Source organism: Saccharothrix sp. S26 (assembly GCF_021390395.1).
Classification (GTDB): domain Bacteria; phylum Actinomycetota; class Actinomycetes; order Mycobacteriales; family Pseudonocardiaceae; genus Actinosynnema.
The window spans coordinates 263,191-274,821 of the sequence record NZ_JAJUWT010000013.1 but is presented as its reverse complement, the minus strand read 5'-3'; the positions used below and the strand labels follow the sequence as shown (position 1 = coordinate 274,821).

General features: G+C 73.1%; 12 protein-coding genes. 6 read left to right on the top strand and 6 right to left on the bottom strand.

The genetic code is table 11. The features are described 5' to 3' along the window. The first annotated feature begins 145 nt into the window (after positions 1–145). Together lnt and LZG04_RS22780 are read left to right on the top strand one after the other, a co-directional pair. On the top strand, positions 146–1,753 hold the full coding sequence (gene lnt, locus LZG04_RS22785) for an apolipoprotein N-acyltransferase (protein WP_233819915.1): 1,608 nt from the start codon (positions 146–148) through the stop codon (positions 1,751–1,753). Further along, positions 1,728–2,522 (top strand): polyprenol monophosphomannose synthase, encoded by a 795-nt coding sequence (locus LZG04_RS22780; protein WP_233819914.1) that lies wholly within the window; start codon positions 1,728–1,730, stop codon positions 2,520–2,522. Before lnt ends, LZG04_RS22780 begins: the two co-directional genes overlap by 26 nt. A 79-nt stretch (positions 2,523–2,601) precedes the next feature. Here LZG04_RS22780 and LZG04_RS22775 read toward each other — a convergent pair whose 3' ends face one another. The 4 genes from LZG04_RS22775 to LZG04_RS22760 all read right to left on the bottom strand — a co-directional run bounded on the left by LZG04_RS22775 (position 2,602) and on the right by LZG04_RS22760 (position 5,312). Then, complete coding sequence (locus LZG04_RS22775; RefSeq protein WP_233819912.1) at positions 2,602–2,946, bottom strand: RNA polymerase-binding protein RbpA; 345 nt, start codon at positions 2,944–2,946, stop codon at positions 2,602–2,604. A 470-nt stretch (positions 2,947–3,416) separates the two neighbouring features. Then, the gene (locus LZG04_RS22770) at positions 3,417–3,905 is read right to left on the bottom strand and encodes an NUDIX domain-containing protein (RefSeq protein ID WP_233819910.1); all 489 of its coding nucleotides are present in this window, start codon (positions 3,903–3,905) and stop codon (positions 3,417–3,419) included. A gap of 26 nt (positions 3,906–3,931) precedes the next feature. Further along, on the bottom strand, positions 3,932–4,522 hold the full coding sequence (locus tag LZG04_RS22765; RefSeq protein ID WP_233819908.1) for a helix-turn-helix domain-containing protein: 591 nt from the start codon (positions 4,520–4,522) through the stop codon (positions 3,932–3,934). A 70-nt stretch (positions 4,523–4,592) separates the two neighbouring features. Continuing rightward, a complete protein-coding gene (locus LZG04_RS22760; RefSeq protein ID WP_233819906.1) occupies positions 4,593–5,312 on the bottom strand; it encodes a thymidine kinase in 720 nt (239 codons plus the stop codon). A gap of 428 nt (positions 5,313–5,740) precedes the next feature. On the opposite strand from LZG04_RS22760, the gene LZG04_RS22755 reads away from it, so the two are divergent. Next, entirely contained in the window at positions 5,741–6,055 is a 315-nt protein-coding gene (locus tag LZG04_RS22755; protein ID WP_233819905.1) for a PadR family transcriptional regulator, read from the top strand. Continuing rightward, a complete protein-coding gene (locus LZG04_RS22750) occupies positions 6,052–6,768 on the top strand; it encodes a hypothetical protein (protein WP_233819904.1) in 717 nt (238 codons plus the stop codon). Before LZG04_RS22755 ends, LZG04_RS22750 begins: the two co-directional genes overlap by 4 nt. Before the next feature lie 33 nt (positions 6,769–6,801). Here the strand turns inward: LZG04_RS22750 and LZG04_RS22745 are convergent, their stop codons facing one another. Both LZG04_RS22745 and LZG04_RS22740 read right to left on the bottom strand, forming a co-directional pair. Further along, positions 6,802–8,199, bottom strand: a complete 1,398-nt coding sequence (locus LZG04_RS22745) for an MFS transporter (RefSeq protein WP_233819903.1) — start codon at positions 8,197–8,199, stop codon at positions 6,802–6,804. Between the two features lie 90 nt (positions 8,200–8,289). Continuing rightward, positions 8,290–9,063: a glycerophosphodiester phosphodiesterase family protein gene (locus LZG04_RS22740; RefSeq protein ID WP_233819902.1), complete on the bottom strand. Its 774-nt coding sequence runs from the start codon at positions 9,061–9,063 to the stop codon at positions 8,290–8,292. 67 nt (positions 9,064–9,130) lie between these two features. Here LZG04_RS22740 and LZG04_RS22735 point away from each other — a divergent pair, with 67 nt between their 5' ends. Together LZG04_RS22735 and LZG04_RS22730 are read left to right on the top strand one after the other, a co-directional pair. Continuing rightward, a complete protein-coding gene (locus LZG04_RS22735) occupies positions 9,131–9,487 on the top strand; it encodes a hypothetical protein (protein ID WP_141974896.1) in 357 nt (118 codons plus the stop codon). 68 nt (positions 9,488–9,555) lie between these two features. Then, a complete protein-coding gene (locus LZG04_RS22730; protein ID WP_233819898.1) occupies positions 9,556–11,622 on the top strand; it encodes a bifunctional diguanylate cyclase/phosphodiesterase in 2,067 nt (688 codons plus the stop codon). Positions 11,623–11,631: the final 9 nt, after the last annotated feature.

Genomic DNA, 11,631 nt, shown 5'->3' with positions numbered 1-11,631 from the left:
ACCCCCGCCCACCCCACACGTCCACCCACCCCCGCACGACACCCCACCGGCGGCCGGAACAGGGCCCGGCCGGGGGAGGAGCGCGGTCCCGGTGGCCGGGCGGGCTGGCTGCGGGATCGTGACCGCGGGCTCGTAGGCTGATCCGGTGGTCGCAGCCCCCGTGACGCCGGATGAACCCGTCGCCGACACGCCCCCCGCCCGACGCCGGGACGTGCGCGGCACCCTGCTGCGCCTGCTGCTGGCCGCCGCGGGCGGGGCCGCGGTGTTCCTCAGCTTCCCCCCGCGCACCACCTGGTGGCTCGCGCCCCTCGGGTTCGCCGCCCTCGGCGTGCTGCTGCACGGCCGCCGCGCCCGCGCCGGGTTCGGCCTCGGCCTGGTGTGGGGGCTGGCGTTCATGGCGCCGCTGCTGCGGTGGACCGGCGAGTTCGTCGGCCTCATCGCCTGGCTGCCGCTGGCGCTGCTGTGCGCGCTGCTCATCGCCCTGGGCACCGCCGCCATGGCCGTCGTGTCCCGCCTGCCCGGCGCGCCGGTGTGGATGGCGCTGGTCTGGGTCGCCGACGAGGCCCTGCGCGCCGTCGTGCCCTTCGGCGGGTTCCCCTGGGGCAAGATCGCCTTCGGTCAGCCCGAGGGCTGGTACCTGCCGCTGGCCGCGATCGGCGGCGCGCCGCTGGTCGGGTTCGCCGTCGCCCTCACCGGCCTGGCCGCCGCCCACCTGGGCCGCAACCCGAAACTCGCCCTGCCCGGCCTCGTGCTGCCGCTGGTCGCCGGCGTCGCGGCCGGTGCCCTCGTGCACACCGAACCCGACCAGGGCACCGTCACCGTGGCCGCCATCCAGGGCAACGTGCCCCGCGCCGGCCTGGACTTCAACGCCCAACGCCGCGCCGTGCTCGACAACCACGTCGCCCGCACCCTGCAACTGGCCGAGGACGTCGAAGCCGGCCGCGCCGCCCAGCCCGACCTGGTCATCTGGCCGGAGAACTCCTCCGACATCGACCCCTTCCGCAACGTCGACGCCGCCACCCGCATCCAGAGCGCCGTCGAGGCCATCCACGCGCCCATCGCCGTCGGCGCCGTCGTCATCGACCCCGACGACAAGCTGCCCCGCAACACCGTCGTGCTCTACGAACCCGGCGTCGGCCCCACCGACACCTACACCAAGCGGCAGCTGCAACCCTTCGGCGAGACCATGCCCTACCGCGACTTCTTCCGGATCTTCACCTCCGCGGTCGACCGTGCCGGCACGTTCCAACCCGGCACCGACCCCGAGGGCTTCACCATGGGCCCCGCCAAGGTGGCGCTGGACACCTGCTACGAGGTCGCGTTCGACAACGTGGTCCGCGACTCGATCACCGACGGCGTGAACCTCATCGCCATCCCCACCAACAACGCCACCTTCGGCTACACCGAGATGACCTACCAGCAGCTGGCCATGTCCCGGGTCCGGGCCGTCGAACACGGCAAATCCGTGATCGTCGCCGCCACGAGCGGCGTCAGCGCCATCGTCGCCCCCGACGGCACCGTCACCCGCCGGACCGGCCTGTTCACCGCCGACGCGCTGGTGGCCACGGTCGGGCTGCGCGGGGAGGCTACGCTGGCCACCCGGCTCGGCGCATGGCCCGAGTGGGTGATGACCGCTCTGGGCCTGACGGCCGTGGCGATCGCCTTGACAGTGACACGACGACGGACGCGTCCGACCCCCGGTGCTGGGGTCGGCGAGGAGGAAACGGATGGCGGACCAGCAGGCGCAGCCTGACCGCGAGCTCGGGCCGGTGCTGGTGGTGATCCCGACCTACAACGAGCGGGACAACATCGGGAAGATCGTGAAGCGGCTGCACACCGCGCTGCCGACCGTGCACGCCCTCGTGGTGGACGACGGCAGCCCCGACGGCACAGGACAGCTGGCCGACGAGATGGCCGCCGACGACGACCGCGTGCACGTGCTGCACCGCACCGAGAAGGCGGGACTCGGCGCCGCCTACATCGCCGGGTTCGGCTGGGGCATGGACCGCGGCTACCAGGTGCTCGTGGAAATGGACGCCGACGGCTCCCACGCCCCCGAGGACCTGCCCCGCATGCTCGACGCCCTGCACGACGCGGACCTGGTCATCGGCTCCCGCTACGTGCCCGGCGGCACCGTGGTCAACTGGCCCAAGAAGCGCGAGTTCCTCTCCCGCGGCGCCAACCTGTACTCGCGGCTCGCGCTCGGCGCGTCGGTCAAGGACATCACCGCCGGGTTCCGCGCCTACCGCACCGACGTGCTGCGCAACCTCAAGCTGCACAACGTCGCCTCCGCGGGCTACTGCTTCCAGATCGACCTCGCCTGGCGCACCATCGAACTCGGCTACCGGGTCGTCGAGGTCCCGATCACGTTCACCGAGCGTGAGATCGGCGTGTCCAAGATGAGCGGCGACATCGTCCGCGAAGCGCTCATCCGCGTCACCAAGTGGGGCCTGCGCCGCCGCGGCACCCAGCTGCGCGACCTGCTCGCCCCCAACAAGACCAAGACCCCCAGCAACCGCTAGACCCCGCGCGCCCGACCCGGCGCACGCCGAAGGGGCCCACCGGAACCGATCCGGTGGGCCCCTTCGCACGTCACGAGGCTCAGGCGGTGCGGGTGCGCCGCCCCTTCAGCTCCTCCAGCCGCTCGTCCAGCAGCTCCTCGAGCTCCGGGATCGTGCGCCGCTCCAGGAGCATGTCCCAGTGCGTGCGCGGCGGCTTGACCTTCTTCTGCTCCGGCTCGGTGCCGTCGATGATCTTCGACTCCTGGCCGTGCAGGCGGCATTCCCAGGTGTGCGGGATCTCGGCGTCGTCGGAGAACGGGACCTCGAAGTCGTGGCCCTTGGGGCAGGCGTACCGCACCGACCGGCGCGGGGCGAGGTCGTGATTGCGGTCGGTCTCGTAGCTGACTGCTCCGAGCCGGCTACCCCGTAGAACGCGGTCGGCCATGGCGGTGTCCTTTCGCTCGGCTCAGGGCCGGGGCCCAGGCTTGTTGCTCACCGAGTGCAACGATCGGACTGCTCCGTTCGTTCCCGGCTTCACGGTCATCGTCGCCCACAGTGACGTCCTTCACCCGTCAACGAAGGCTTCCTCCTAAGGGATGCAATCGCGGCCGGTTCGTGACGCGTTATCAAGCTACCGGGCGACCCCATCACACTGATGGAGCAGTCCTGGCAGAAGACGTGCGGCTGCGACAGCTTAGACCGAACACGGACGGCGACGTTACGGCGGGTTTAACTCGCCGGTAGTGACGTCCGTCATGCTTACGGTCACGCAAAGTCATTTTCACGATCGTCGGGGCCGCCGCCACGCTCGGTGGCGGCGCGAGTGTGCTCGGTGGCGGACATGAGGATGAATCACCCGTCCGGACCGCACCCAAACGTCCAATCGGACGCTTTATCCGATCGATGACTTCAGTGTCACCCGAAAGAGTGGATTTCGGCGAGGCGGTCGAGCAGCTCCCGTTGGGCCTTCACCACTTTTACCCCCGCCTGGGCGAGGGGAAACCAGGCCACGCGGTCCACCTCGGGGAACTCCCGCACGACCCCGGACCCGCGCGGCCACTCCAGGGTGAACGTCCCGGGAACCACCCGTTCGGGGTCCAGGTCGGCCTCCACCGCCCACGCCGCCACCACCTTGCCGCCGGACTGCCGGACCTCGCCCAACGGCACCGGCACCCCCTCGGGCACCGGCACGCCCAGCTCCTCGGCGAACTCCCTGTACGCCGTGGCCAGCGGCTCCTCGTCACCCTCCGGCTCGCCCTTGGGGATCGACCACGCGCCCTCGTCCTTGCGCGCCCAGAACGGCCCGCCCATGTGCCCGAGCAGCACCTGCCGCTCGCCGTCGACCACCCGGTGCAGCAGGATCCCGGCGCTGCGCCGCCCACCCGTCCCCGACCCGCCCGTCATCACCACAGTGTGACCGCACCCGCCGGTCAGGTCCGGCGGCGGGTGCGCATGTGGATCTGCTCGCCCTGCTTGCCGAACAGGCTCAGGATCTCCACCGGCTCCGCGCCCGCCGGGCCGAACCAGTGCGGCAACCGCGTGTCGAACTCCGCCGCCTCCCCGGGCGCGAGCACCACGTCGTGGTCGGCCAGGACCAGCCGCAACCGCCCCGACAGCACGTAGAGCCACTCGTAGCCGGTGTGCGTGCGCGGATCCGGCTCCCCCCGCGGCGGGATGATCATCTTGTACGCCTGAAGACCGCCCGGCTGCTGGGTCAGCGGCAGCACCGTCATGCCGTTGCGGCGCACCGGCACCGGCCGGATCCGCGGATCCCCGACCGGCGGCGCGCCCACCAACTCGTCCAACGGCACCCGGTGCGCGCGGGCGATCGGCAGCAGCAGCTCCAGGCTCGGACGCCGCTGCCCCGACTCCAGCCGCGACAGGGTGCTCTTGGAGATCCCGGTCGCCGCGGCCAGGTCGGCCAGCGTCGCACCCCGGCTGGTGCGCAGGTGTCGCAGCCGCTCACCGACCTTGTCCAGCACCTCGTCGGTCGGGTCGTCGGCGGTGGCGTCGTCGCTCATGGGGTGTCCCGATTCCGGCAACAGGGCTTGCCCATTGTGGGACGAGGCGGTGCGGCGCGTCCAGCCCGGGTCAGGCCAGGCTGAGCTGGTGGCCGTCCACGGCGTGCGGACCCAGGTCGCCGGTGCGGTAGTGCGTGCGGCACAGCACCTGGTAGCGGACCTCGGAGGCGTCCGCGGCGGAGGTGTCCGCGACCAGCACCGTGTCCCCGGCGCGCACCACGTCGCCGTCGTGCACGCGGGCGTTGAACCGACCCGCCCGCCCGCACCAGCACAACACCTCGACCTGGATCGCGTTCAGCTCGTCGGCCAGCTCGAACAGCCGCTGCGAACCCGGGAACAGCGTGCTGCGGAAATCGGTGGCCAGACCGAAGCAGTAGACCTCCAGGTGGGCGTCGTCGGCCAGCTCCGCCAGCTGGTCGACCTGCTCGCCGGACAGGAACTGCGCCTCGTCGACGATCACGTAGTCCACCCGGCGGCCGCGCGCCCAGTGCTCGCGCACCAGCACGCACAGGTCCATGCCCTCGTGCACCTCCAGCGCGTTGCGGGCCAACCCCATCCGGCTGGAGATCGTGGGCGTCCCCGACCGGTCGTGCCGCACCAGCAGCAACCCCCGCCGACCCTGCCGGGCCTGGTTGTGGTCGATCTGCAACGCCAACGTCGACTTGCCGCAGTCCATGGGCCCGAAGAAGAACCGCAGCCGCCCCGTGGCCGGCAGCCCACGACCCGCGCCCGCGGCGGGCACGGAGGACAGCGCGTCGGTCGGGTCCGGGGCGGGGATGATCGGTTCCACGGGCGGCCACCCTAACGGGCGAGTCCGACGAACGACCCGCCGGCCTTCCACACCGCCCGGCACGACGCGCCGACATCCCGCCCCGCGGCCGGGCGTGCGGCGCGGGGGAGAGCCCTGGGCGGCCGGCGGTCGGGGACCGCTGTGACCTCGCTTCTCGGCCCACGTCCCACGCCCCACGGCCTCGACCTCGTGCTCGGGCTCGGGCTCGACGGAGCATCCTCGGCGCGGTGGTGGATGTGGCAGGGGTGGTGGATGTGGCAGGGGTGGGGTGCGGTCGGCCGGGTGCGGTCGGGGTTGGTGGGTGTGGGGCGTGGCGGCGGGGCAGGTGTGGTGACGGCGGCTCCCGCCCCTACCGGCTTCCGCGCCACCCCCTCCGGACTTGTTGCCGAGATATATCGCGAAGCGGTATAACCTGCGGTGTGAGAGGTATGTCGGAGCAGGTGTTCCTGGTGCTCACCGCGTTGGCGGAGGAGCCGTTGCACGGCTACGCGATCGTGCGCGCGGTCGAAGGGCTGTCGGAGGGCCGGATGCGGCTGCGGGTCGGCACGCTGTACGGGGTGCTGGACCGGCTGGTCGCCGAAGGGCTGGCCGAGCGGGACCGCGAGGAGGTCCACCAGGGTCGGCTGCGCCGCTACTACCGGCTCACCGACGCCGGGGTGCGGGCGTTGTCGGCGGAGGTGGCCCGGCTGTCGGCGAACGTGCGCGCCGCGTCGTCGGTGCTCAAGGCGAGGGGTGCGCTGTGAGGTCGAACCTGGAACGCCGCTACCGGGCGCTGCTGCGGGTGCTGCCCGCCTGGTACCGGGCCGAGCGCGAGGAGGAGATGGTCGGCATCTTCCTGGCCGACCGCGACGACGAGCTGGACCTGGAGCACGGGTGGCCGGGCTGGGGCGAGGCGGGCGCGACGCTGGCGTTGGCGGTGCGGGTGCGGCTGGCGGCCGGGCGCGCGGCGGGGACGGCGGCACGGGTGCTGGCGTTGACCGGGCTGCTCGGGCAGCTGGTGGCGGCGGCGCAGTCGTGGACGGTGGCCGCGCGCGTCGGGTCGGTCGGCGACGACCGGGGCTGGTGGTACGACGTGGTGGCGGTGGTGGCGTTCGCGGCGCTGGTCGCGGGTCGGCGCGTGCCGGGTCGGGTCGCGGCGGGGCTGCTGGGCGTGGGGGCGGCGGTGTCGCTGGTCGCGTCGGCGGCGGCCGGGCCGGTGCCGTGGCCGGCGCTGGTGTGGCACGTGCCGGCGCTGGTGACCGCGGTCGCGGCGGTGGCGGCGTTCCACCGGGAGTCGCCGCCGGTGTCACGGCGGTGGTGGGCGGTCGCGCCCGTCGCCCTGGTCGCGGGGATCGCGTCGGTCGTGGTCGTGCCGGCGTTGTCGACCGGCACGATGCTGCTGGCGTGGCTGATCGCGGTGGTCGTGGTGGCGGTGTCGCGGCCCTGGTCGGCCCGCGTGCCCGTACCCGCCGCCTGACCTTGTCGGTCCGGGCCGCCCCGGACCGACACCTCACACCTTCGCGGGCACCGGGTTGCCGGAGGCGGCGATCGCCCTGCGCACCGGCACGAAGATCATCAGCACGAACCCGACCACGAAGAACACCACCAACGAGATGATCGCCAGCCGGAACGACCCGGTGGCCTGCCCGACCCCGGCGAACACCAGCGGCCCCAGCCACGACGTGGACCGCTCGCCGACCTCGTAGAGCGAGAAGTACTGCGCCTCGCGGCCGGGCGGGATCATCTGGCTGAACAGCGACCGCGACAACGCGTTCGTGCCGCCCAGCACCAGCCCGATCCCCGCGGCCAGGGCGTAGAACTGGGTCTGCTGCCCGGCCTGCACGAAGAACGCCGCGCCGATCACCACGATCCACACGCACAGGCTGACCATGATGGTGCGCTTCGCGCCCCACGACCTGGCCACCCGGCCGTGCAGCATCCCGCCGAAGAACGCGACGAACTGCACGATCAGGATCGTGGTGATCAGCACGGTCTCGTCGAGCTTGAGCTCGTCGCGGCCGTACTGGGCGGAGACGTTGGCGACGGTGGCGATGCCGTCGGTGTAGATGAGGTAGGTGCCCAGGAACGCCAGGGTCAGCGGGAACAGCCGGGCCTGCTTGGCGGTCTGGCGCAGCTCGGCGAACCCGGCGGTGATCACCGACGCGCCGGACTCCGCGCCGTGCGGCGGCTGGTGCTGCCGCAGCCGCGCCAGCGGGATGAGCGTGAACCCGGCCCACCACAGGCCCGACAGGACGAAACCGACGCGCACCGCCGCGCCCTCGCTCAGCCCGATGGCGTCGTGGCCGATGAACAACGCCAACTGCACCGCCAGGGCCAGGCCGCCGCCCAGGTAGCCGAACGCCCAGCCGCGCGAGGACACCGCGTCGCGCTCGTCCGGACCGGCGATCTCGGGCAGGAACGCGTAGTACACGACGACCGACGCGCCGTAGCAGATGTTGCCCAGGATGAACAGGGCGACGCCGAGGTGCCAGTTGTCGCCGCCGACCGCCGCCAGCGCGATCGTGGCGGCCGAGCCGGTGAACGCCAGGCCGCCGAGCATGCGCTTCTTGTTCTGGGTGCGGTCGGCGATCGCGCCCATGACGGGCAGCACCACGACCTGGACGACCGTGGCGATCGACAGCAGGTAGCCCCACAGCGACCCGGCGGGGAAGTACGCGCCGAACAGGGAGATGTCGCACTGCCGCAGCGGCCCGTCGGCGCAGGCGTCCTGGCCGTTGCGGGCGGTGTCGGCGATGGCCGCCTCCTTGGCCACCGCGGTGAGGTAGCCGGAGAGGAACACGGTCACCACGGAGGTGGGGAACACCGAGTTCGCCCAGTCGTACCAGGTCCACCCGCGCTGTTCCCGCCTGCGGTCCACGGCGGGTGCGGTGCTGTCGGCCACGCTCATGGGGGCGGACTGTATATCGCGGGCCACCCGTTCGTGGTGATCACCACCAACCTGTTGCCAACCGTCCTCCCGCCCGCCACCGGGCGCGGCTCAGCCGGCCCACGCCCGCCGGTCGACCAGCACGTCCCGCAGCCGGTCCGGCCGGTCGGTGACCAGCCCGTCCACCCCGAGGTCCAGCAGCCGCCGCATCTCCGCCTCCTCGTCGATGGTCCACACGTGCACCTCCAGACCGCGGCGGTGCGCGGCGCGGACGAACCGGCCGTCCACCACCAGCAGCCGGCCCTGGGTCACCGGCACCTGCGCCACCATGCCCCGCACCGGCAGCCTTACCAGCGGCACCCGGCCCGCCGCCCACAGCGCACCCGCCGACCGCGGCCCCATCGACGTCAACAGCCCCGGACCGCCCAACCGCCGCAGCCGGGCCAGCCGCCGGTCGGAGAACGACGCCAGGCACACCCGGTGCAGCGCGTCCGCGCGGCGCAGCACCCCCAGCACCGGCTCCACCGCCGAGTCGGCCTTGACGTCGATGTTCACCAACGCCTCCGGCAGCTCCTCCAGCAGGTCCTCCAGCCGCGCGATCGGCTCCCGCCCGCCCACGTTGGCCCGCCGCACCGCCGACCACGGCTGCGACGCCACCGGACCGGACGCGTCCGTGGTGCGGTCCAGCACCGCGTCGTGGTGCACGACCACCACCCCGTCGGAGGTGGCGTGCACGTCGGTCTCCAGGTACCGGTAGCCCTCCGCGGTGGCGCGGCGGAACGCCGCCAGCGAGTTCTCCATCCCCGACAGCTCGTCGAGGTGCCAGCCCCGGTGGGCGAACGCGCGCGGGTGCGGTCCGGACAGGTACGGGTGGTTCTCGGTCACACCCGGAGTGTGCCCTGGCGGCGTGGCGCGGGGGTGACCGGTGGGTAGCGGGCTACCGTCGCCGGCCATGGAGTTGGTGACCGAGGCCGTCGCGGCGCGCCGTGAGGAAGCCAGGCACTGCGCCTGGTGCGGACGCCGCCTGCCCGACAGCGGCCGGATCGGGCGGCCCCGCCGGTACTGCGCGCAGCCGTGCCGGCAGCGCGCCTACGAACGCCGGGCCGCGGTGCAGCGCGGCGGGCTGCCCGAGGACGCGGTGGTGCTGTCCGCGGGGGAGCTGGCCGACCTGCAGGACCGGCTGTTCCAGCTGCGGTGCGCCGCCGAGGACGTGGCCACCGCGGCCGCGGACGGTGCGGACGGTGCGGAGCTGCGGCGGCTGGCGGGGGAACTGGTCGACACCGCGCGGGGTCTGGAGCGGTTGCGCTGAACAGTGTCGGCTTGCCCACCGCGTGTGGTCTCGACCATCATGACGCGCGGGTGGGCGAGGAGGGGCGCGTGAACGGCAACGGCGCGTTGCACCGCGAGGTGCTCGACCGGGCCGACGTCGGTTTCGGTGTGACGGACGCGAACGGCACGCTGGCCTGGGTGAACCCGGCGCTGGCGGAGATCCTGGGCGTGCCGGTGGACCACGTGGTCGGCCGGTCGCTGCCCGCGCTGCTGCCCGGCGCCCCCGAACGGCCCCGCTCGGGCCTGGCGCTGCTCACCCCCAGCGCCTACCGCAAGGGGCACCGCTGGCTGGAGGTCACCTGCCAGCACCTCGACCCCACCACCGACACCACCACCGACACCACCGACACCGCGGTCGAGCAGCTGCTGTACCGGGTGGTGGACGTCACCGCGTGGCGCGACCGGGAGCTGGAGGCCACCCACGAGGCCGACGCGTTGCGCCGCGCCCAGGTGCTGGGCCGGATGGGCACGTGGGAGTGGCACATCGCCGAGGACCGCGTGGTGTGGTCGGACACGCTGCTGGAGATGTTCGGGTTCCCGCCGGACGCCGAGCTGGACTTCGACGGCTACGCCGCGCTCGTGCACCCCGACGACCTGCCCATGATCCAGGCCACCCTCCAGGAGGCCATGCGGTCGGGCGCGGGGTTCTCCTTCACCCACCGCATGCGGCCCGCCGACGGCGCCGTCGAGCGCTGGTTCGAGTGCTTCGGCGAGGTCGTCGCCGACGAGGACGGCTCGCCGCTGCGGGTGCTGGGCACCGCGCACGACATCACCCGCGCCCGCCGCGTGCACGACGAGCTGCTCGCGCTGGCCGAACAGGACCCGCTGACGGGACTGGCGAACCGGCGCGCGGTGACCCGCGAGCTGGAACGGCAGCTCGCCGGCGGCGGACCCGGCGCGATGCTGCTGCTGGACTTGGACAACTTCAAGGACGTCAACGACCTGCGCGGCCACGCCGTCGGCGACCGGCTGATGAAGACGCTGGCCTCGGCGCTGCGGTCACGCCTGTCGCCCTCGCAGCTGATCGGCAGGCTCGGCGGCGACGAGTTCGCCGTCGTGCTGCCCGGAGCGACCCCCGCCGACGCCGCCCGCGTCGCCGAGGGCCTGCGCGACGCCGTGGCCGCGTTGCCGCTGGTCGGCGCCGCCCGCAGCCTCACGGTGTCCACCGGGGTCGCCGAGTACGGGCCCGGCGACACCTGGGAACTGGTGCTGGCCAACGCCGACCTCGCCCTGTACGCGTCGAAAGCCGCCGGCCGCAACCGCGTCACCGTCTACGAACCCGGCCACTACGCCGACACCGCCAAACGCGTCTCGGTGCTCGACCGGCTGCGCGCCGCCCTCGACCACGGCGGCCTGGCCCTGCACGCCATGCCGATGGTCGAGCTGGCCACCGGCCAGACCCTGGGCCACGAACTGCTGCTGCGGCTGGAGGACGCCCAGGAGCCGTACCTGGGCCCGGCCGAGTTCCTGCCCGAGGCCGAACGCTCCGACCTGGTCCTCGACATCGACCGGTGGGTGCTGTCCACCGCGATCGACGCCCTCGTCCGCCACCCCGACCCCGACCTGCGGTTCAACGTCAACATCTCCGGCCGCACCCTGGAGGACGAGGACTTCGGCGGGTTCGTGCTCGACCGCCTCGCCACCGCCGGCGTCGCACCCGGACGCCTCGGCCTGGAGATCACCGAGACCGCCGCGGTGACCAACCTCGACGCCGCCCGCGCCCTGGCCCTGCAACTGCGCGGCTTCGGCTGCCGCATCATCCTCGACGACTTCGGCTCCGGGTTCGGCTCGTTCGTCCACCTCAAGCACCTGCCCATCACCGGCATCAAGATCGACGGCGAGTTCGTGCGCGGCATCGACGAACGCTCCACCGACGCCGTCCTCGTCGCCGGCATCGTCCAGATCGCCCGGGGCCTGGGCCTGTCCGCCGTCGCCGAATGGGTCGAACGCCCCGCCCAGGTCGACGCGCTCGCCCGGCTGGGCGTGCGGATCGGGCAGGGCTTCCACCTCGGCAGGCCCCTGCCGCTCGCGCACATCCTCCCGGCGCAGTCGCAGCGGCCGAACGGCGCATTGTCGCCACGCCTGGCCGGTGCGGAGGATGGGTCGCGTTCCTGACCCCGCCGC

What these genes read in the sequence shown, in the direction of transcription:
- LZG04_RS22780 (WP_233819914.1), top strand. Translation starts at nt 1,728, where the DNA reads ATGGCGGACCAGCAGGCGCAGCCTGACCGCGAGCTCGGGCCGGTGCTG.
- LZG04_RS22775 (WP_233819912.1), bottom strand. Translation starts at nt 2,946, where the DNA reads ATGGCCGACCGCGTTCTACGGGGTAGCCGGCTCGGAGCAGTCAGCTAC.
- LZG04_RS22770 (WP_233819910.1), bottom strand. Translation starts at nt 3,905, where the DNA reads ATGACGGGCGGGTCGGGGACGGGTGGGCGGCGCAGCGCCGGGATCCTG.
- LZG04_RS22765 (WP_233819908.1), bottom strand. Translation starts at nt 4,522, where the DNA reads ATGAGCGACGACGCCACCGCCGACGACCCGACCGACGAGGTGCTGGAC.
- LZG04_RS22755 (WP_233819905.1), top strand. Translation starts at nt 5,741, where the DNA reads ATGTCGGAGCAGGTGTTCCTGGTGCTCACCGCGTTGGCGGAGGAGCCG.
- LZG04_RS22745 (WP_233819903.1), bottom strand. Translation starts at nt 8,199, where the DNA reads ATGAGCGTGGCCGACAGCACCGCACCCGCCGTGGACCGCAGGCGGGAA.
- LZG04_RS22735 (WP_141974896.1), top strand. Translation starts at nt 9,131, where the DNA reads ATGGAGTTGGTGACCGAGGCCGTCGCGGCGCGCCGTGAGGAAGCCAGG.